Annotated in this window: 14 protein-coding genes; 7 read left to right on the top strand and 7 right to left on the bottom strand. The window is 70.8% G+C overall.

Annotated features, from left to right (window positions below; genetic code table 11):
- Nucleotides 1–240 precede the first annotated feature (240 nt).
- Entirely contained in the window at nt 241–1,902 is a 1,662-nt protein-coding gene (locus tag ACWGJB_RS17690; protein ID WP_453381061.1) for a glycoside hydrolase family 13 protein, read from the top strand.
- Between the two features lie 151 nt (nt 1,903–2,053).
- Nucleotides 2,054–3,427 (top strand): alpha-amylase, encoded by a 1,374-nt coding sequence (locus ACWGJB_RS17685; protein WP_453381060.1) that lies wholly within the window; start codon nt 2,054–2,056, stop codon nt 3,425–3,427.
- On the opposite strand, the gene ACWGJB_RS17680 is transcribed toward ACWGJB_RS17685, so the two are convergent.
- Nucleotides 3,403–4,266, bottom strand: a complete 864-nt coding sequence (locus ACWGJB_RS17680) for a helix-turn-helix transcriptional regulator (RefSeq protein WP_453381059.1) — start codon at nt 4,264–4,266, stop codon at nt 3,403–3,405. The two genes, ACWGJB_RS17685 and ACWGJB_RS17680, sit on opposite strands and share 25 nt — an antisense overlap.
- 87 nt (nt 4,267–4,353) lie before the next feature.
- Between ACWGJB_RS17680 and ACWGJB_RS17675 the strand changes: the two genes are divergently transcribed.
- Nucleotides 4,354–5,130: an SDR family NAD(P)-dependent oxidoreductase gene (locus ACWGJB_RS17675; protein WP_453381058.1), complete on the top strand. Its 777-nt coding sequence runs from the start codon at nt 4,354–4,356 to the stop codon at nt 5,128–5,130.
- A 45-nt stretch (nt 5,131–5,175) separates the two neighbouring features.
- Here ACWGJB_RS17675 and ACWGJB_RS17670 read toward each other — a convergent pair whose 3' ends face one another.
- Nucleotides 5,176–5,766 (bottom strand): DUF4232 domain-containing protein, encoded by a 591-nt coding sequence (locus tag ACWGJB_RS17670; RefSeq protein WP_453381057.1) that lies wholly within the window; start codon nt 5,764–5,766, stop codon nt 5,176–5,178.
- Between the two features lie 216 nt (nt 5,767–5,982).
- Nucleotides 5,983–8,058 carry a carbohydrate-binding module family 20 domain-containing protein gene (locus tag ACWGJB_RS17665; RefSeq protein ID WP_453381056.1) on the bottom strand — a complete coding sequence of 692 codons (2,076 nt, stop codon included), beginning with the start codon at nt 8,056–8,058 and terminating at the stop codon, nt 5,983–5,985.
- A 236-nt stretch (nt 8,059–8,294) separates the two neighbouring features.
- Between ACWGJB_RS17665 and pulA the strand changes: the two genes are divergently transcribed.
- The 3 genes from pulA to ACWGJB_RS17650 all read left to right on the top strand — a co-directional run bounded on the left by pulA (nt 8,295) and on the right by ACWGJB_RS17650 (nt 15,748).
- On the top strand, nt 8,295–13,661 hold the full coding sequence (gene pulA, locus ACWGJB_RS17660; RefSeq protein WP_453381055.1) for a pullulanase-type alpha-1,6-glucosidase: 5,367 nt from the start codon (nt 8,295–8,297) through the stop codon (nt 13,659–13,661).
- Between the two features lie 72 nt (nt 13,662–13,733).
- On the top strand, nt 13,734–15,356 hold the full coding sequence (locus tag ACWGJB_RS17655; RefSeq protein ID WP_453381054.1) for a SpoIIE family protein phosphatase: 1,623 nt from the start codon (nt 13,734–13,736) through the stop codon (nt 15,354–15,356).
- Between the two features lie 35 nt (nt 15,357–15,391).
- Nucleotides 15,392–15,748 (top strand): 5-carboxymethyl-2-hydroxymuconate Delta-isomerase, encoded by a 357-nt coding sequence (locus ACWGJB_RS17650; RefSeq protein WP_453381053.1) that lies wholly within the window; start codon nt 15,392–15,394, stop codon nt 15,746–15,748.
- A 97-nt stretch (nt 15,749–15,845) separates the two neighbouring features.
- On the opposite strand, the gene ACWGJB_RS17645 is transcribed toward ACWGJB_RS17650, so the two are convergent.
- The 4 genes from ACWGJB_RS17645 to ACWGJB_RS17630 form a co-directional block, all read right to left on the bottom strand.
- The gene (locus ACWGJB_RS17645) at nt 15,846–16,535 is read right to left on the bottom strand and encodes a TetR/AcrR family transcriptional regulator (protein WP_453381052.1); all 690 of its coding nucleotides are present in this window, start codon (nt 16,533–16,535) and stop codon (nt 15,846–15,848) included.
- 56 nt (nt 16,536–16,591) lie between these two features.
- Nucleotides 16,592–17,620, bottom strand: coding sequence for a PDR/VanB family oxidoreductase (locus tag ACWGJB_RS17640; protein WP_453381051.1), 1,029 nt, complete (start codon nt 17,618–17,620; stop codon nt 16,592–16,594).
- Nucleotides 17,620–18,525 (bottom strand): metal-dependent hydrolase, encoded by a 906-nt coding sequence (locus tag ACWGJB_RS17635; RefSeq protein ID WP_453381050.1) that lies wholly within the window; start codon nt 18,523–18,525, stop codon nt 17,620–17,622. The genes ACWGJB_RS17640 and ACWGJB_RS17635 overlap by 1 nt, the downstream gene beginning before the upstream one ends.
- 88 nt (nt 18,526–18,613) lie before the next feature.
- Nucleotides 18,614–20,542: a hypothetical protein gene (locus ACWGJB_RS17630; protein ID WP_453381049.1), complete on the bottom strand. Its 1,929-nt coding sequence runs from the start codon at nt 20,540–20,542 to the stop codon at nt 18,614–18,616.
- 159 nt (nt 20,543–20,701) lie between these two features.
- On the opposite strand from ACWGJB_RS17630, the gene ACWGJB_RS17625 reads away from it, so the two are divergent.
- Entirely contained in the window at nt 20,702–21,109 is a 408-nt protein-coding gene (locus ACWGJB_RS17625) for a hypothetical protein (protein ID WP_453381048.1), read from the top strand.
- The last annotated feature ends 144 nt before the right edge of the window (nt 21,110–21,253 follow it).

Genomic DNA, 21,253 nt, shown 5'->3' with positions numbered 1-21,253 from the left:
GCTCCCTCCCCCGGGCCCCCAAAAAACGCCGCTGGGGGCGTCGTGGGGGGGGGGGCTGGCTGTGGTGGGCCGCCCCCCCGCGGCCGACGCCCTACCGCTTCTCCCGCCCGCCCCCCGGGGGGGCCCGGGGTGGCGGCCGCGGTGTTCATCCGACCCCGCTTTCACCGCGGCCGCCTCGTCACCCCACCCGCCGTATCCACCTCTGACCCGATGACCCAGTTACGACGCATCAAGGACGCCATGAGCCAGCAGCAATCCGCCGCACCGGCCACCGCCACGACCACCGTCGCCCGTCGCCGCGACTGGTGGCGGGACGCGGTGATCTACCAGGTCTACCCGCGCAGCTTCGCCGACAGCAACGGCGACGGGATGGGGGACCTCGAGGGCGTACGGTCCAGACTCCCGTATCTGCGCGACCTCGGTGTCGACGCCGTGTGGCTCAGCCCGTTCTACGCGTCCCCGCAGGCCGACGCCGGCTACGACGTCGCCGACTACCGGGCCGTGGACCCGATGTTCGGCAACCTGCTCGACGCGGACGCGCTGATCCGGGACGCCCATGAGCTGGGCCTCAGGATCATCGTCGACCTGGTCCCGAACCACTCCTCCGACCAGCACGAGTGGTTCAAGCGGGCGCTGGCGGAGGGCCCCGGCTCGCCGCTGCGGGAGCGGTATCACTTCCGTCCGGGCAAGGGCGCGAACGGCGAACTCCCGCCCAACGACTGGGAGTCCATCTTCGGCGGCCCGGCCTGGACGAGGGTCGCGGACGGGGAGTGGTACCTGCATCTCTTCGCCCCCGAGCAGCCCGACTTCAACTGGGAACACCCGGCCGTCGGCGACGAGTTCCGCTCCATCCTGCGCTTCTGGCTGGACATGGGCGTGGACGGCTTCCGGATCGACGTGGCGCACGGCCTGGTGAAGGCGGCGGGGCTGCCGGACCTCGGCGGCGCCGACCAGCTGAAGCTGCTGGGCAACGATGTCATGCCGTTCTTCGACCAGGACGGTGTGCACGAGATCTACCGGCAGTGGCGGCACGTCCTCGACGAGTACGCCGGCGAGCGGATCTTCGTCGCCGAGGCATGGACCCCGACCGTCGAGCGCACCGCCCACTACGTCCGCCCGGACGAGCTGCACCAGGCCTTCAACTTCCAGTACCTGAGCACCGACTGGGACGCGAAGGAACTGCGCACCGTCATCGACCGCACCCTGGAGGCGATGCGCCCGGTCGGCGCCCCCGCCACCTGGGTCCTCTCCAACCACGACGTCACCCGGCACGCCACCCGGTTCGCCAACCCGCCCGGCCTCGGCACCCAGATCCGCACGGCCGGAGACCGGGAGCTGGGCCTGCGCAGGGCCCGCGCGGCGACGCTGCTGATGCTGGCGCTGCCCGGATCGGCGTACATCTACCAGGGCGAGGAGCTGGGTCTTCCGGACGTCGTCGATCTGCCCGACGAGGTCCGGCAGGACCCCGCGTACTTCCGCGGCGCCGGACAGGACGGTTTCCGGGACGGCTGCCGGGTGCCGATCCCCTGGACGCGTGAGGGCTCGTCGTACGGCTTCGGCGGCGGGGGCAGCTGGCTTCCGCAGCCCGCGAACTGGGGCGAGCTGAGCATCGAGGCGCAGACCGGGACGGCCGGTTCCACCCTGGAGCTGTACCGCGCCGCGCTGCACGTCCGTCGTACACAACCCGATCTGGGCGCGGGCGAGTCGGTGGAGTGGCTGCGCGCACCCGAGGGCGTAATCGCCTTCCGGCGCGGGGAGTTCGTGTGCGTGGCGAACACCGGCGGGGAGTCGGTGACCACTCCGGCGTACGGCCGGGTGCTCCTCACCAGCGGTGAGGTGACCGAGGCGGACGGCGAGGCGAAGCTGCCGGCCGACACCACCGTGTGGTGGACGACCGCCTGACCGACCGTCATTCGGTAATTTCTTGCGGCAACTTCTGAGGGCCCGCTACCCATCCGGGGAGCGGGCCCTTAACATCTGCGCAACCGCAAGGTTTCAGCAACCTTTCAGCAAGAGCCTTCCATGGCGCCTTCAATGTCGAAGGAACCCCCACATGGCACCCAAGACCCTCTCCGCCGCGCTGGCGCTCGCCGCCTGTAGCGTTGTCATGACCCCGTCCGTCGCGGCCGCCTCCCCGCCCGGCACCAAGGACGTCACCGCCGTCCTCTTCGAGTGGAAGTACGCCTCGGTCGCCAAGGAGTGCACCGCCACCCTGGGCCCCGCCGGCTACGGATACGTCCAGGTCTCCCCGCCCGCCGAGCACATACAGGGCTCGCAGTGGTGGACGTCGTACCAGCCGGTGTCGTACAAGATCGCGGGCCGGCTCGGCGACCGCACGGCGTTCCAGAACATGGTGAACACCTGCCACTCGGCCGGTGTGAAGGTGGTCGTCGACACGGTGATCAACCACATGTCGGCGGGCAGCGGCACCGGCACCGGCGGCTCGTCGTACACGAAGTACGACTACCCCGGCCTGTACTCCTCCTACGACTTCGACGACTGCACCTCGCAGGTCTCGAACTACTCCGACCGCTGGAACGTCCAGCACTGCGAACTCGTCGGCCTCGCCGACCTGGACACCGGCGAGGAGTACGTCCGCAAGACCATCGCCGGCTATATGAACGACCTGCTGAGCCTCGGCGTCGACGGCTTCCGGATCGACGCGGCCAAGCACATCCCGGCCGAGGACCTGGCCAACATCAAGACCCGGCTCACCAACCCGTCGGTCTACTGGAAGCAGGAGGTCATCTACGGCGCCGGCGAGGCCGTCCAGCCGACCGAGTACACCGGCAACGGGGACGTCCAGGAGTTCCGCTACGCCTACGACCTCAAGCGCGTCTTCAACAACGAGAACCTCGCCTATCTGAAGAACTACGGCGAGGGCTGGGGGTACATGAGCAGCTCGGTCGCCGGAGTCTTCGTCGACAACCACGACACCGAGCGCAACGGCAGCACGCTCAACTACAAGGACGGCGCCAACTACACCCTCGCCAACGTCTTCATGCTCGCCTACCCCTACGGCGCACCGGACATCAACTCCGGCTACGAGTGGACCGACGCCGACGCGGGGCCGCCCAACGGCGGTACCGTCAACGCCTGCTGGCAGGACGGCTGGAAGTGCCAGCACGCCTGGCCGGAGATCATCCGCATGGTCGCCTTCCGCAACGCGGTACGCGGCGAGTCGGTGACCAACTGGTGGGACGACGGCGCCGACGCGATCGCCTTCGGCCGGGGCGTCAAGGGCTACGTCGCCATCAACCACGAGACGGGCTCGCTGACCCGCACGTACCAGACCTCACTGCCGGCCGGGACGTACTGCAACGTGCAGGCGAACACGTCGGTGACGGTGGACGCGAGCGGCCAGTTCACCGCCACCCTGGCCTCGAACACCGCCCTGGCGATCTACGCCGGGAAGTCCACCTGCTGATCCATCTGCTGGGTCCCGATCACCGACAGCAGCCGCAGCGCCTCCTCGGACGGTGAGCCCGGGGTGGCGGTGTAGATCACCATCTGCTGGTCCCGGTCGGTGATGTCGAGGGCGTCGCAGTTGACGGTGACCGGGCCCACCACGGGGTGCTGGAAGGTCTTGCACAGGGTGGGCTCGGCGCTTACGTCGTGCGACTCCCAAAGCCGCCTGAACTCCGTGCTCCCGGCGCGGAGTTCGGCCACCAGCCCGGTCACCTCGGGGGCGTCCGGGTAGCGGGCCGCGGCGGCCCTCAGGCGCTGCGCCGAGAGCTGCGCGAAGGCGTCGACGTCCGATACTCCGTAGAGCCTCGTGCCGCCCGGGCGCGGGGTGAGGAAGGCGCGGCGCACCAGGTTGCGGTCGCGCGGGGGCAACGCGGAGAAGTCCTCCATGAGGGCGGCCGCGAGATCGTTCCAGGCCAGCACCTCCAGGGTCGCCGACGTCACGAAGGCGGCGGACTGCGGCAGTCGGCGCAGCAGGTCGAGGAGGCTCTGCCGGACCTCGCGCGAGGGTCCGGGCGGCGGACCCGGCGGGGCCCCGGCGAGGTGGTGCAGATGACCGCGCTCGGCGTCCGACAGCCGCAGCGCCCGCGCCAGCCCGCCCAGCACCTCCCGCGACGGCCGTGGCCCCCGAGCCTGCTCAAGACGGGTGTAGTACTCGGTCGAGATGTACGCCAGCTGCGCCACCTCCTCGCGCCGCAGCCCGGGCGTACGGCGGCGCGGGCCGCGGGGCAGCCCCACCTCGGCGGGGGCGATCCGCTCCCGGCGGCTGCGCAGGAACGCCGCGAGTTCTTGCCTGTCCACGCCCCCAGTGTGCGCCGGTGCGGCGGGGCGCAGCCAGGTACTGCCGGTGCCTGGCTGGGCCGTGGGACCGGGCGCAGGCTCGAAGACATGGACAACACGACGAACCAAGGCCTGCTGACCGGCAAGGTCGCCTTCATCAGCGGCGCCGGCCGCGGGATCGGCGCGGCCGCCGCCCGGCTCTTCGCCCGCGAGGGCGCCCGGGTCCTGCTGGCGGCCCGCACGGCGGACCAGCTCAAGACGGTCACGGAGGAGATCCGGGCGGCCGGCGGCACCGCGGACCACGTCGTCTGCGACCTGGCCGACGCGGAGTCCGTCCGCGCCGCCGTGGACCGCACGGTGGAGCTCTACGGCCGCCTGGACGTCGCCTTCAACAACGGCGCCACGATCCAGCAACCCGGCCCCATGGACGAACTCGCCGAGGACGACTTCGACCACATCACCGCCGTCAACCTCAAGGGCGTCTGGCTCGCCATGGCCGCGGAGGTCAAGGCCATCCGCGCCACCGCTGACGGGGGCGCCATCGTCAACAACTCCTCCGTCGGCAGCCTGGGCGCCAACCCGGTCCTGCCCGTCTACGGCGCCCTGAAGCGCGCCGTCAACAGCCTCACCGAGTCGGCCGCCGTCACCTACGGCCCCGAGGGCATCCGCGTCAACGCCATCGCCCCCGGCGGCACCCTCACCGACATGGTCCGTGCGTGGGAGGCGGCCACCCCCGGTGTCATCGACCGCATGACGTCCACGACGCCACTGGGCCGCACGGCCGACCCCGCCGAGATCGCCGAGGCCGCAGCCTGGCTGCTCAGCGACCGCGCCTCCTATGTGACGGGCACGGTACTGCGCGTGGACGGCGGGGCGCGGCTCTAGACAGCAGCGCGGACGCCGGCGCCCCGCCGTCCGTGGCGCGGGTGGTCAGGGCGTGACGTTGATGTGCCTGGCCAGCGCGGTGACCGAGAGGCCGCCGTGGTCGACCCACTGCGGGAAGGCCAGCGTCTTGTGCTGGGTGGCGGCGGGCGGGGTGATCTCCAGGTAGGAGGCGTGCACCGCGCCCGAGGTGCCGGTGTTGGCGTGCGTCCAGGCGACGACGGCCTCGGCGCTCTCGCCGTCCTTGAGGACCAGGGTCTTCTTGCCGGGGTCCTTGGCGTACCAGGTGCTGCCCCAGTGCGTGTGGGTCGTGAGCGTGTGGTGCGCGGAGTTCTCCAGCCCCAGCCCGGGGTAGCCGCGCAGGGCGCAGGTCCTGCCGCTGAGGTTGCGCAGCCTGATGACGACACCCTGGTGGTTCATTCCGCCGGCGAGCTGCTGGCCGAAGGTGGCCTTGAGCGCGGCGGCGGAGCAGGTCGGCGTCGACTTCGCGGCGCTCGGGCTCGCTGCCTCGGCGGTGCCCGCCCAGGCGAGCCCCAGGCCGGCGACGGCAGCCACGGCGAGCACCGTGCGGCCGGTCCTGCGGTGGGTGCGGTGCCCGGCAGTGCCGGTCCGGTCGATGGTGTTCCGGTGATCGTTCACGGTGACGGTGCTCCACTCGTGCTCCGCGGCGCGGTCGGCGGCGGTATCCGTACCCGCTCTCCGCGCCGTCCTCTGGTGACCTACACAAGGTTCGATGCGGGATGCAGCCGATTTGTTCACCGGAACCCCGAGAAATCTCCCACCCGCCGGTGCCGCGGGGTGCCCGCCCCGCCGGAGCCCCGCCCGTCGCCGACGAGCGGGGCTCCCGTGCGTTCGCTAATTCCAGGTGTCACTTGTCGTGTAGCCGGAGGAGCTGCCCGTGGTGTACGAGCGGTTCGTGCCCGACTCCCACATCACGTTCCCGGAGCTGTCCTTCTTCACGTACTTGTAGGTGAAGGACGTGCTCTTGGGGACGATCACCAGCTTGCTCCAGGTCGGGTAGGACTCCGACGACAGCGGGATCGCGTCGCCGGTGTTCCAGGAGCCGAGGGACGCGATCGAGCCGACGACGTAGACGTTGGTGCCCCAGTCGGTGGTGGCGTACTCGTTGAAGGTGACGTCGGTGGCCGAGTCGCTCGCCACGTTCCAGGAGTTGTTCAGCGAGATCGCCGAAGTCGTCGTGGCCGCCGCTCTGTTGGCGTTTGATTCCCAGGTGATGTTCCCGGACGAATCCTTTTGCAGGTATTTGTAGGTGAAGGACGTGTTGATCGGCACGTTCACCGCGCCCGACCAGATCGGGTAGCCGGAGGACGACAGCTGGACCGCCTTCGAGGTGTCCCAGCCGCCCAGGGCGTCGATCGAGCCGACGACGTAGACGCTGGTGCCCGAGGTGGTGGAGGCGTACTCGTCGAAGGTGGCCGTCACCGTGGAGGTGGAGCCGCCGCCGCTGCCGGAGTCGTCGCAGCCGACCGTGCAGGTGTACTCGGCGTTGTAGAAGGCGACCGCGTCCTTCGCGGGGATGGTGATCGACGCGTTGCCACCGGAGACGGTGACCTTGGTGGCGCCACCGTCGACGACGTTGGAGTAGGTGCCGTCCGCCATTCCCGTGGCGAAGGTGTAAGTGGCGGACGAAGAACCGTTGTTGACGGCGAAGAAGCCGGCGCCGCTGCGGCCGAAGCCGATGACGGAGGACGACTTGGTCGACCAGTCGGAGATTGCCGCACTGCCGGCCGCGTTGTGCCAGGCCACCATGCCGACGACGGCCGTGTCCCGGTCGAGGCAGTTCCAGCCGTTGGAGCAGTCGGTGTCCGTCACGAACCCGGCCGAGTTCGGCGGCGCCTGGTCGCTCTGCGTCCACTGCCAGCTGGAGTAGACGGTCGGCGTCGACCACTTGTAGGCGAGTTCGAAGAGGTTGGCGAGCTTGTAGCTGTCGCCGTCCTTGTAGCTCATGTGCAGGCCGTTGCGCTCGGTGTCGTGGTTGGTCACGAAGGACACCGAGTTGGCGGCGGGCAGGATGCCGCTGCTCTCCAGCGAGGACAGGTCGCTGATGTTGCCCTCGAACGCCGACTTCATCTTGCTCGCGTAGGTGAAGTCGAGGACGTCACCGGAGCCGTAGTAGTCGCTGGGCTGCGGCGTCGAGCCCGGGTAGACCTCGTCGAAGACGTACGGCGCCGCACCGGACGTCGTGGTGTTCAGCTTGGCGACGATGGCCGCCATGTCGGTGGCCGGGATGTGCTTGGCCGAGTCCACCCGGAAGCCGTCGACGCCCAGCGCGATCTGCTTGTTGAGGAAGGCGGCGAGACCCGAACGGACATTGTCCGCGCCGGTCTTGAGGTCCGGCAGGCCGAGCAGTTCGCAGTTCTGGACCTGGGTGAGGTTGGAGTAGTCCTGGATGGTCAGGTCGGAGGTGGGGCAGTCGGCGGAGGTGTGGTAGTCGCTCGGGTCCCAGTCGGGGGTCTCGTACTTGCTGGTGAGCGTGGTGCCGTCGTAGCCGGTGCCGGTCTGCGCGGCGGTGTGGTTGATCACCGCGTCCGTGTAGACCTTCACGCCCGCCGCGTGACAGGTGCTGACCATCGACGCGAACTGGGTCGCCGTACCGAAACGGCTGTTCAGGGTGTACGAGTACGGCTGGTAGACGTCCCACCAGTAGGAGCTGGACTGCTTGAGGGACTCGGAGGGCGGGGCGACCTGGACCGCGCCGTAGCCGGCCGGGCCGAGGACGTCGGTGCATTCGGACGCGATCGAGTTCCAGTTCCACTCCCACAGGTTGGCGATCACATCGCCCTTGGCGGTGGTGTCTGCCTGTGCGGGCGAGGCCGGGAGGGCGATCACGCCGGCCAGTGCGAGGGCGCCCGCGGCCAGGGCACCCGCCGTGCGGCGGAGGACACCCGGGGGTCGGTGTCTGGTGGTCATGTGCGGCTCCGAAAGGGGTCGAGGGCTTCAGAGGGTTCAGAGGGCCAGAGGGCTCCGAAAGGAAGGAGACGGGGTTCAACAACCCGTGAGCGTGCGGCAGTTGAGAAGGGCACGTCAATACGATGGTTGAAAGTTCTTTCTGTGAATTGCAAGCCTCTTGCTGTAAGCCTTTCGGCGGCGGTACGGTCGCGCGGGGTCGGACCCAACAGAGCCGCCATCGCTAGGAGTTCACACCGGTGATACATGTCAGACGGGTCGCGGCCGTCGCCGTCGCCGCCCTCGCCGCCGCGCTCGTGCAGCCCCTCGCCGCACACGCCGCCGCCCCGCCCGCACCGCCCTCCGACGCGAAGCTCGCCGCCGAGCCCGCCCGGCACGACGACACCCGCGAGCAGTTCTACTTCGTCATGCCGGACCGTTTCGCCAACGGCGACACCCGAAACGACAAGGGCGGCCTCACCGGCTCCCGCCTCTCCACCGGCTACGACCCCACCGACAAGGGCTTCTACCAGGGCGGTGACCTCAAGGGCCTGACCAAGCGGCTCGACTACATCAAGGGGCTCGGCACCACCGCCCTCTGGATGGCCCCGATCTTCAAGAACAGGCCGGTACAGGGCACGGGCAGCAACGCCTCGGCCGGCTACCACGGTTACTGGATCACCGACTTCACCCAGGTCGACCCGCACTTCGGGACCAACAAGGACCTGGAGACCCTGATCTCCAAGGCGCACGCCAAGGGGATGAAGGTCTTCTTCGACGTCATCACCAACCACACCGCCGACGTCGTCGACTACGAGCAGAAGTCGTACGACTACCTCTCCAAGGGTGCCTTCCCCTACCTGACCAAGGGCGGCCGGCCCTTCGACGACGCCGACTACGCGGACGGGAAGAAGGAGTTCCCGGCCGTCTCCGCCGCCTCCTTCCCGCGCACGCCCACCGTGACCGGCCAGCCGAAGGTGCCGTCCTGGCTCAACGACCCGACGATGTACCACAACCGGGGCGACTCGACCTTCGCCGGCGAATCCGCCACCTACGGCGACTTCTCCGGCCTCGACGACCTGTGGACCGAGCGTCCCGAGGTCGTCAGCGGGATGGAGAAGATCTACGAACGGTGGGTGCGGGACTACGACATCGACGGCTTCCGGATCGACACCGTGAAGAACGTCAACATGGAGTTCTGGACCCAGTGGGCGACCGCGCTCGACAAGTACGCGGCCCAGCAAGGCCGTAAGAACTTCTTCCTGTTCGGGGAGACCTACTCCGCCGACACCTCGGTCACCTCCAGGTACGTCACCCAGGGGCGGTTGGACGCGACCCTCGACTTCCCCTTCCAGGACGCGGCCCGCGCCTACGCCTCCCAGGGCGGCAGCGCGCAGAAGCTCGCCTCGGTCTTCGGCGACGACTACAAGTACACGACCGACAAGGCCAACGCCTACGAGCAGGTCACCTTCCTCGGCAACCACGACATGGGCCGGATCGGGTACTTCCTGGAGCAGGACAACCCGAAGGCCACGGACGCCCAGCTGCTGGCCAAGGACCGGCTCGCCAACGAGCTGATGTTCCTCAGCCGGGGCAACCCGGTCGTCTACTACGGCGACGAGCAGGGCTTCACCGGCTCGGGCGGGGACAAGGACGCCCGGCAGACGATGTTCGCGTCGAAGGTCGCCGACTATCTCGACGACGACGAGATCGGCACCGACCGCACGCATGCGAGCGACGCCTATGACACCAGCGCGCCGCTCTACCGGCAGATCAGTGCTCTCTCCAAGCTGCGCGCGGCCAACCCGGCCCTCGCCGACGGCGTGCAGACCGAGCGCTACGCGGCCGACGGCGCCGGCGTCTACGCGTTCACCCGGACGGACGCGAAGACCGGCCAGGAGTACGTCGTCGCCTTCAACAACGCCGAGACGCCGAAGACCGCGGCCTTCACCACCGGCTCCGCCGACATGCGCTACCGCGCGATCTACGGCACCGACACCACCCTGACCTCCGACGGCGCGGACCGGCTGACCGTCACCGTCCCGGCCGGATCCGCCGTCGTCTACAAGGCCACCGGCCCCCTCGCCAAGCCCGCCACCAGCCCGGAGATCACCCTCGCCGCCCCGGCCGCCGGTGCCACCGGCACCGTCGACCTCACCGCGAACGTCACCGGTGGTCAGCTCGACCGGGTCGTCTTCGCCGCCCAGGTCGGCAACGGCAGGTGGACCACCCTCGGCTCCGCCGACCACGCCCCCTACAAGGTCACCCAGACTCTCGCCGAGGACGTCCCGGCCGGCACCGCCCTGCGCTACAAGGCGGTCGTCGTCGACTCGGCGGGCCACCGCGCCGCCGCCACGGCCGGGAGCACCTCCGGCACCCCGCCCGCCCCCGAGACCCCCACCGCCTCATCCCGCGACTACGCGATCGTCCACTACAAGCGCACCGACGGCGACTACGCCGACTGGGGCCTGTACGCCTGGGGCGACATCGCCGACGGCGAGGCGACCACCTGGCCCGCCGGTCACCCGTTCGTCGGCCGCGACGCGTACGGCGCCTTCGCCTACGTCAAGCTGAAGTCCGGTGCCTCGAACGTCGGCTTCCTCGTCGTCGACAAGGACGGCAACAAGGACGTCTCCGCCGACCGCTCCATCGACGTCACCAAGACGGGCGAGGTCTGGATCGAGCAGGGGAAGGCGGACGTACTGACAACGAGACCCGAATACCCCGCCCAGGACTCCACCAAGGCGGTCATCCACTACCACCGCGCCGACGGGAACTACGACGGCTGGGGCCTGCACGTCTGGACGGGCGCCGCGAACCCCACCGACTGGTCGAGCCCCCTGAAGCCGGTGCGGACCGACGCCTATGGCGCGGTCTTCGAGGTACCGCTCACCGAGGGTGCCACCAGCCTCAGCTACATCATCCACAACGGTGACGACAAGGACGTCTCCGCCGACCAGTCCCTGGACCTCAAGGCCGACGGCCACGAGGTGTGGCTGTTGAACGGCCAGGAGAAGTACCTGCTCCCGCAGCCCGCGGGCAGCGCGGCCGCTCTCGACCTGACCACCTCCAAGGCGATCTGGATCGACCGGGACACGGTCGCCTGGGACGGCGTCGACGGGGCCGCCTCCACCCAGCTCCTCTCCTCCCACGACGGTTCGATCGCCGTCGCGGACGGGACGCTGACCAGCGACGACGAGCGGTGGCTGCGGCTGACGAAGACCACGCTCACCGACGCCCAGAAGGCCAAGTTCCCGCACCTGAAGGACTACACGGCCTGGTCGGTCGACCCACGCGACCGGGGCCGGGTGCGCGAGGCGCTCGACGGGCAGCTCGTCGCCTCCCAGCGGGCCGCGAACGGCGCGGTGCTGGCCGCGACCGGGGTACAGACCGCCGGGGTGCTCGACGACGTGTACGCCAAGGCGACGACGGCGGGTCTCGGTCCGGTCTTCCACCGCGGGAAGCCGACCCTCTCCGTCTGGGCGCCGACCGCACAGAGCGTGCGCCTCGAAATCGACGGCTCCACCGTGGCCATGAAGCGGAGCCCCGCCACCGGCGTCTGGTCCGTGACCGGCCCCGCGTCCTGGAAGAACAAGCCCTACCGGTACGTCGTGAAGGTCTGGGCGCCCAGCGTCCGGAAGCTGGTGACCAACAAGGTCACCGACCCCTATTCGGTCGCCCTCACCGCGAACTCCGAGCGCAGTCTCGTCGTCGACCTGGACGACAGGTCGCTCGCCCCGGGCGGCTGGTCGACCTACACCAAGCCCAAGGCCGTGCCGCTGAAGGACGCCCAGATCCAGGAGCTGCACGTCCGGGACTACTCGGTGGCGGACTCCACGGTCCCGGCCGCCGAGCGGGGCACGTATCTGGCCTTCACCGACAAGGGCAGCGACGGCTCCAGGCACCTGCGCGCACTCGCCAAGTCCGGGACGTCGTACGTCCATCTCCTCCCGGCCTTCGACTTCGCCACCGTGCCCGAGAAGAAGGCCGACCAGGCGAGCCCCGGCTGCGACCTCGCCTCCTACCCGGCCGACTCCGACCGGCAGCAGGAGTGCGTCGCCGCGACCGCCGCCAAGGACGCCTACAACTGGGGGTACGACCCCTACCACTTCACGGTCCCCGAGGGGTCGTACGCCACCGACCCCGACGGCACCGCCCGCACGGTCCAGTTCCGGCAGATGGTCAAGTCGCTGAACCAGGACGGCCTGCGGGTCGTCATGGACGTCGTCTACAACCACACCGCGGCGAGCGGGCAGGCGGACACGTCCGTCTTCGACAAGATCGTGCCCGGCTACTACCAGCGACTGCTCGCCGACGGCTCGGTCGCGAACAGCACCTGCTGTGCCAACACCGCGCCCGAGAACGCCATGATGGGCAAGCTGGTGGTCGACTCGATCGTCACCTGGGCCAAGGAGTACAAGGTCGACGGCTTCCGCTTCGACCTGATGGGCCACCACCCGAAGGCCAACATCCTGGCGGTCAGGAAGGCCCTGGACGCGCTGACCCTGAAGAAGGACGGCGTCGACGGCAAGAAGATCATTCTCTACGGAGAGGGCTGGAACTTCGGCGAGGTCGCCAACGACGCCCGGTTCGTGCAGGCCACCCAGGCCAACATGGCCGGCACCGGCATCGCCACCTTCTCCGACCGCGCCCGGGACGCCGTACGCGGTGGCAGCCCCTTCGACGAGGACCCCGGCGTCCAGGGCTTCGCGTCCGGGCTCTACACCGACCCCAACACGTCCACGGCCAACGGCACTCCGGCCGAGCAGAAGGCCCGGCTGCTGCACTACCAGGACCTGATCAAGGTCGGCCTGAGCGGCAACCTCGCCAGGTACCGGTTCACCGACACCGACGGCAAGGAGGTCAGCGGCGCCGAGGTCGACTACAACGGCTCGCCCGCCGGTTACGCGGACGCGCCCGGCGACGCCCTCGCCTATGTCGACGCGCACGACAACGAGTCGCTCTTCGACGCGCTGACGTACAAGCTGCCCGCCACCACGAGCGCCTCCGACCGGGCCAGGATGCAGGTCCTGGCGATGGCCACGGCAGCCCTGTCGCAGGGCCCGTCGCTCTCCCAGGCGGGTACGGACCTCCTCCGCTCCAAGTCCCTGGACCGCAACTCCTTCGACAGCGGCGACTGGTTCAACGCCATCCACTGGAACTGCTCCGACGGCAACGGCTTCGGGCGCGGGCTGCCCATGGCCGCCGACAACGCGTCCAAGTGGCCGTACGCCAAGCCGTTGCTGAGTTCGGTGCGGGTCGGCTGCGCGGAGATCGACGGAGCCTCGGCCGCCTACCGCGATCTACTGAGAATCCGTACGACCGACAGCGTGTTCTCGCTGGACACGGCTGGCCAGGTGCAGTCGAAGCTCTCGTTCCCGCTGTCCGGGAAGGACGAGACACCCGGTGTGATCACCATGGAACTCGGTGACCTCGTCGTCGTGTTCAACGCGACGCCGCAGCGGCAGGAGCAGCGGGTGGGCGCGCTGGCCGGGACCGGTTACCGGCTGCACCCGGTGCAGGCGGCGGGCGCCGATCCCGTCGTCAAGTCCGCATCGTACGAGCGGGGAGCGGGTACGTTCATCGTTCCGGGACGCACTGTGGCGGTGTTCTCCCGGACCACGTGACATCCGCACTACTTTGGTGGGGCAGGCCCGGAACCGGGTGCTGCCCCACCGGCGTTGTCCAGGGGCTGGTAAATGGACGTCAACGGCAACCTCACCGACACCACCGTGCTGATCGTGGACGACGAGGCCGCGAGCCGGTACGCGATGGGCACCGTGCTGCGCCGGGCCGGCCACGAGGTCGTTGCGGTCGGCCGCGGTCAGGAGGCGCTCACCGAACTCGACGTACGGCTGCGCAAGGGCCGGCTGCCCGACGTGGCCCTCATCGACGTGCACCTGCCGGACATGAGCGGCTTCGAGCTGTGCCGCCGGCTCAAGGAGCGGCCGCACATGGCCGGCCTGCCCGTCGTGCACTTCTCGGCGCTCTCCGCCGTCCCGGCGGACCGCTGCCCGGGGCTGGAGACGGGCGCCGAGGCGTATCTGACGGTGCCCGCCGAACCGGAGGACATCGAGGCCGCGGTCCGGGCCGCGGTCCGCGCCGCCCGGCTGCGCGCCGACGACCAGGCGCTGGTACGACGGCTCAGGCAGCTTTCGGAGACGATCGTCACCATCCAGTCGGCGCGCTCGCTGCACGAACTGACCGATGCCACGGCGGACGGCGCCGCACGGCTGCTCGGCTGCCCCGCCGCCGTCTTCGTCCTCGACCGGGACGGCGAGCTGTACCGCGGCCTGAGCCGGGAGCGCACCTCCCTCGCCCTGCCCGACGAGGGCGCCCACCGGGACGTCGCCGAGCTGCTGCGGCGGCTCACCCGGAGACAGTGCGGGGTCCAGATCACCACCGTGCCGGCGCCGCTGTGGCCCACCGGGTTCTTCCGGCCCGGGGTGCAGCACGACGCCCGGCTGACGCTGGTCCTCACCCAGGACGGCAAGGTGCCGGTCTGCCTGGCCACCCCCACCCGCGGCCGACGCCGGGTCAGCCCCGAGAACGAGGCGCTGCTGGCCCAGCTGGCCCAGGCCACCGCGCTCGCCGCCGAGCCGCTGCTCATGTACCAGGTGGAGCGGCACGTCGCGCTCACCCTCCAGCACAGCTTCCTGCCCCGCCCGCACCAGCTGCCCGAGCTGCCGGGCGTCGACATAGCGGTGCGTTACGAGCCCGCCTCCCAGGAGACGGAGATCGGCGGCGACTTCTACGCGGCCCTGCGGGTCGGCGACGGAGTGCTCACCGCGGTGGGGGACGTCGTCGGGCACTCGCTGGACGCGGCCACCGTCATGGTCGAACTGCGGCACGCGCTGCGCGCCTACTGCCTCGCGGAGAGCGACCCGGCCGCGCTCGCCGAACGGCTCGACCGGCTGCTCCAGCACTACCACGCCGAGGTCACGGCCACCGTCTGCCTGGCCCTGATCGATCCGCGGACCGGGCGCACCCGCATCGCCAACGCCGGTCACATCCCGCCGCTGATACTCGGTGACGACGGCAGCGCCGAGTACGTCAAGGCCTCCGGTCCGCTGCTCGGCGTGGGCCTGCCGCACCCGCCGCCCACCGAGCTGGTCCTCGAACCCACCGACCGGCTCCTCATGGTCACCGACGGCCTGATCGAGACCCGGGGCACCGACCTCACGGTCTCGATGGAACAACTCCGTGCCGCCGCCGTCGGCGCCCTGCCCGGCCTGGAGGCCCTCTGTGACACCCTCCTGGCCTGTTTCGGCCGGGACCGGGAGGACGACGTCGCGCTGCTGGCGCTGAGCCTGGCGGACTAGGCTGGGCGCGAGTTCCACGTTGACCAGGAGGGCCCATGCCGCAGATCACCGTCGACTACACCGCCGCCGCGGACGCCGTCTTCGACCGGGAGGGTTTCGCCAGGGCTCTGCACACCGCCGTCGTCGAGATCGCGGCCGCCAAGCCCGAGGCCTGCAAGACGCTGTTCCGCGCCGCCGACGACACCACCTTCGGCTACGACGCCGATGGGGCGCATGTCATCGTGCACGTGACCTTCGGCCTGCTGGCCGGCCGCACCGACGAGACGAAGGCGAAGCTGACCGAGACGACGCTGGAACTGCTGCGGGAGCACCTGAAGCCGGAGGGGTTCGTGCTGCACGCGTCGGCGGAGGTCCGCGATCTGGACCCGTCGTACCGGAAGTACGAGGGCTGAACGCTTCGCTGCAAGCGCCGTGGTGTGCAGTCGTTCGGCTGCGGCGCCGTCGTGGCTGGTCGCGCAGTTCCCCGCGCCCCTTACGGGGCGCTGCAGCTCAGCCCGCCAACGCGAGAAGCCGGACGGCCAGGTCCGCGAACGGGCCGTCGCCCGGCTCGTCCTTGACCATCCGCTTCAGCAGGGTGCTCATCTCCTGGTCCTGGGCGGCGCTGACCGCGGCCAGCGCCGCGAAGTCGTGGACGAGCTGGACCTCCAGCTCGGCGCGGGGGATGCGCCGGCCGTCCAGCCAGATCAGCGCGGTCGACTCGGCGAGGGAGATCCAGGAGCGGACGACCAGTTCCAGTCGGGCCGGCGCCTCGGTGACGTCGAGGTGCGCGAGGATCTGCTCGTAGGCGGCCTGCCGTACGGAGTCGATGAGCGCGTTGGTCGCGGACGAGCCAACCGCCGGGCCGCCGCGCATCAGCGCGGCGAAACCGGGCCCGTGTTCGTCGACGAAGTCGAAGAAGCGCCGCATCACCCGCAGCAGCCGCGCCCCGAGCGGGCCTTCCTGCGGCTCGGCGAAGCGCCCCGCGAGATCCTCCGAGGCACGCTTCAACGCGGCCTCGTACAGGCTGAGTTTGCCGGGGAAGTAGTGGTAGACGAGCGGCCGCGAGATGCCCGCGGCCGACGCTATCTCGTCTATCGAGACCTCGTCGGGCGATCGACGGCTGAACAGTTCGAGGGCGACGCCGATCAACTGCTGCCGCCGCTCCTCGACTCCCAATCTGCGGCGTACCCCGGTACTCATACGAACACCTTACCGATCGGATCCGGCCTCCAACGGACCTGACCCGGCGTGGGCGTTCACAGATCCAGCACAAGTCTCCCCCCGCGCGCCCGGGATACGCAGATCAGCATCGAGTCGGCACGCTCCGCGTCGGTCAGCAGCTCGTCCCGGTGCTCCACCTCCCCGGCCAGCACCCGCTGCCGGCAGGTCCCGCAGAACCCCTGGGCGCAGGAGTACGCGGTGTCGGGGAGCTCCGCCCGCACCGCGGCCAGCACGGTCGAGTCGGCCGGCACCGTCACCGTCCGCCCGCTGCGCCGCAGTTCCAGCTCGAACTCCTGGTCGCCCGCACCACCGGTGTGCGGCGCGAAGCGTTCCAGCCGGACGGCGGGGAACCGCTCCTCCACCGCCGCCATCAGCCCCTGCGGACCGCAGCAGTACACCAGTGCGCCCTCGGGGACCGTCAGCGCGTCGAGGTCCGGGCGGCCGGCCTCGTCCTCCGCGACGACCGTGACCCGGTCGTCCCCGGCCAGCTCCGCCACGAACGGCATCGACGCCCGGCTCCGCCCGGAGTACAGCAGCCGCCACTCCACCCCCGCCGGCACGGCCCGCACCATCGACAGGATCGGGGTGATGCCGATGCCCCCGGCGACGAAGACATAGGCGTCGGCCCCGACGAGGGGGAAGCGGTTGCGCGGCCCGCGCACCTCCAGCTCCATGCCCTCGGCCAGCTGCTCGTGGACCTCCCGGGAACCGCCCCGTCCGTCCGTGACCAGCCGCGTGGCGATCGTGTACGACGAGGTGTCCGCCGGGTCCCCGCAGAGCGAGTACTGCCGGACCAGTCCCGACGGCAGCACCACGTCGAGATGCGCCCCCGGCTCCCAGCCCGGCAACCGCTCTCCCTCCAGGCGTAGTTGGACGACCTCGTCCGCGACCGTCTCGCGCGAGGCGACCCGCAGCCGCAGCGCCCGGGAGCGCGGCTGTCCGGAGGTCGGCGGGTCCAGGGCCGGCATCGGCCACAGCGGGGAGACCTCGATACGGCGTCTCATGGCCCGCTTGACGAGCAGCGCGGCGCCCGCGAGCGCGACGACGGTCCGCAGCCTCGGCATCACGCGGCCCCCTTCTCGGCGTGCTCCGCGGCCAGCGCGGCGGGGGAGGAGGCGAGGTAGGCGACCGCCTGGGCGGTGGAGCCCTCCTGGGAGGGGTGGTAGCCGCGGCCCAGGTATCTCGGTATGGACCTGAGCATGTTGCCGGTGGTGGGCAGGGTGCCGCGTCGGCCGGCGAGATAGAAGTCCCGGAGCCGGGCCCGGCCTTCGAGGAGCGTCGGGTCGTTCGCCATGAAGAAGCGGGCGCCGCGTTGCCACAGGAACACGATCGCCGTGAACGCCGTCGCCCAGGTCCGCACCCGCCGCCGGTAGCCGCCGTCGACGTGCTGGAACAGGTCGAAGGCGACCGACCGGTGCTCGACCTCCTCGGCGCCGTGCCAGCGCAGCAGGTCCAGCATGGTCGGGTCGGCGCCGCGCCGGTCCAGTTCGTCGGCGTTGAGCACCCAGTCGCCGAGGAAGGCGGTGTAGTGCTCGATGGCCGCGATCAGCGCGACCCGTTCGAGGAGCCACCAGCGGCGCGCCCGGCCCGGTGGCAGCGTGCGGTCGCCGAGCAGCTTCTCGAAGAACCAGTCCACCTGCGCGGTGTACGGCGTCGGGTCGAGCCCCAGCTCCTTGAGGTGGGGGAGCACCTCGTCGTGGGCCTGGGAGTGCATCGCCTCCTGCCCGATGAACCCGACGACGTCCGCGCGCAGCCGCTCGTCGCGGATCAGGGGCAGCACCTGCTTGTAGACGTGCACGAACCAGCGCTCGCCGGCGGGCAGCAGCAGATGCAGCACGTTGATGGTGTGGGTGGCGAGCGGATCGCCGGGCACCCAGTGCAGCGGGGTGTCCTGCCAGGCGAAGGACACGTTGCGGGCCGTGAGCGCGATGTGCTCGGACGCCACCGGTTGCGGCTGCTTGTTGGACATGGCGTCAATGTACTGACGGGTAAGCAGCGTGAGAAGACCTGGGGCAGAGCTTGTTTACGGAAGTGTCAGCAAGGTTCGGCGGGGGTTCTCACCGCAGCCCGCTGATCCCACTTCCGTCCTCCAGCGTCCCCGTCAGGTCGGCCTGCGCCCCCTGCTTCGCCTTGGCCGCCAGCAGCGTCCCCTGAGCCGACGCGGTGACCCCGCCGGTCGCCCGGATCGAGGCCGTGTCACTGCTGCCCGCGGCCAGCAGGTACCACTGCCCGGCCCCAGACTTCCACAACACCCCGGCCAGCACGTGCGGATCACGCGGACCGCACGCCGTCACGTCGGACCCCTTCGCCGCCACCGCCCCGTACTGACTGCCCGGCGTCCGGAACTGGGCCAGCGACATCGTGCCGTCGCCCCGCCAGGTCTCCGCGCGCGTGCACGCCCACGCCCCGGCGCCACTGGCCTCCGGCAGCGGCTGCTCCGCGAACGCCCAGGCGTTGACGCTGCGCACTCCGGTGGACCGCTCGGCGGACAGCGAGCAGGCGAACGGCGCCCAGTCGCGCAGCGCCTTCGCACCCGAGGCCTCGTCGGTGTACCCGGGCCGGCCCGCGGTGAGGCGGGCCGGTACCAGCTCGCCCAGGTCGGTCGAGAGGTGCACGCCCTGCGGGTCGGTCAGCTGGAGCACGTTCCAGGAGGTGCACGCCCCCTGCTGGAGGGCGGAGCTGGCCAGCGGACCGGTCACCCCGTCGGTCAGGCCGAGGTCCATCGCCCCCGCGGTCGGTTTCACCAGGTCCCGCTCCGCCGCCTTGGTCACCCAAGGGGCCGTCAGATAGCGGACGTTGCCGTCGGAACGGCCCAGCACCATCGCCTCCGCCTCGACGCCGGTCGCGCCGTCGACGCGGGCGAAGTCCAGAGCCGCGCCCTGGGTGCCGTCCTTCGGCTCGGCGTAACGGGCGATCCGCAGACCGTCGTAGAAGATCACCACCCGGGCGCTGTCGACGACGCCCGCGTACAGCAGCTGGGGCGGTCCGGCCGGACCGCCGGTCTGCGTGCCGGGGGTCGCCGAGACGCGGACGGTCTCGCCGGGGCGGGCCCAGACGGCGAGGGCGCGGCGCAGCAGCGCGGTGTCGCCGGTGAGGGCGCCGCGCGCGGGCCAGGCGGAGAAGTCGGTGCGGGCGGCGGTCTTCCAGGCGGTGGACGGCGCCTTCGTCAGCTGGGCCGGGTCCAGGGCGGCCTGGGCGGCCGGGTTCTGCGCGTACACCGGCGCCGCCGCGCCGTCGGCGCCCCAGCCGCCGCCCGGCAGTGCGACCAGCGCCCCGCACACCGCGAGCGCGGCCGCGGCGGCCAGCGCGGCCTTGGTGTGCTGGCGGCGCCGCATCAGATCGGTGGGCCGGGCCTGCAGAGAACAGGGGTCGAACTCGGCGGAGTCGAGCAGCGGGTACTCGGCCGGTACGCCGTTCGCCTCGGCGAGCGCGTCGTCCGGGTGCTCCACCCCGGCCGCCCGGAGGACCTTGCGGACCTCGCCGTCGGGGAGCTGTTCGAGACCGCGCAGGGCATAGGCGGCGCGGGCCGGGCCGGACAGGGTGGCGAGGCGCTGGTCCAGGGCGAGTTCGTCGGCGCCGCCGGAGCGCGGGAAGAGCCTGAGGCCCCACACCTGGGGGAGCAGCGGTGGCAGCTGCGCCCGCTTGGGCCATGCGGTCAGCCTGAGCGGCAGGCCCGCCTCCAGCGCCGTGCGCACCACTTCGAGGCGGACCAGGGCGTACCCGGGGTCGGTGTCCCGCCCGGTGGACTGGGCCGGGATCACCGGGGCCTGCTTACGGCCGCGCGGCAGTGCCCGCTGGACCAGGGAGTGCGCGGTCAGGACGCGGCGGCCCCGGGCCAGGCCCGGCGGCAGCACCAGATAGGCGAGCCGGACCAGCCGTGGATAGTGCTCGACGAGCGCGGCCTCGGCCTGCTCGACATCGACGGCCGGACCCAGGGCTCCGGCGGAGGCTGCTGCGTGACGCTGAGCTACATCCTGTGACTGCACGTCCTGAAGAACGAGCGAACCGTTTGTAGGTCACCGCCACCCGGGTGACCACGGCATCCTGGACCCCTATGCGAATTGAGCGCCCCGCACCCCACAGCCGTATCGAAGGGGAGGGCCCCGAAGGCATTCCCGGGGCCGGCAACGCGACCGGAGGAACAGATGAGGTTGACCCGACCGATGCTCGCCGTGGCCGGCGCGGCGGCCGTACTGGCGCTGGCGGGCTGTGGATCCGGTGACAGCAGCGCGGAGGCGAAGATTCCGGTGACCGCCACCGGCAGCCTGGAGAGCCTGGCCGCCAAGGTGAAGTGCACCCCGGACATGCAGATCGACTCCGACGAGGTCCGCCAGGCCATCTGCAAGAACGCGGCCGGCAAGTTCGTCTTCGCCACCTTCGCCACCGACCGCGGCCAGCGCGAGTGGATCAACGACGCCAAGGACTACGGCGGTTTCTACCTCGTCGGCCGCAAGTGGGTCGCCGTCGGCGACGACGTGGTGGTCAAGACGCTGCAGACCACGCTGGGCGGCGAGGAGGAGATCGGGACCGACCACAGCAAGCACACCGGCTGACGTCGTCCGGATCCGCACACACGAAGGCGGGGGGGGGGGGGGGGGCCCCCCCCCCCCCGGGGCGCCCGCGCGCGCGCGCGGGGTGTGGCGCGCCGCCACCCCCCGCGCGGTGGTGTGGTGGTGAGGAGAAGCCCGCCAGAGGGC

The sequence above is a fragment of the Streptomyces sp. NPDC054813 genome (assembly GCF_053611365.1).
The sequence above is the reverse complement of the archived record's forward strand: the minus strand, read 5'-3'. Positions and strand labels throughout refer to the sequence as shown.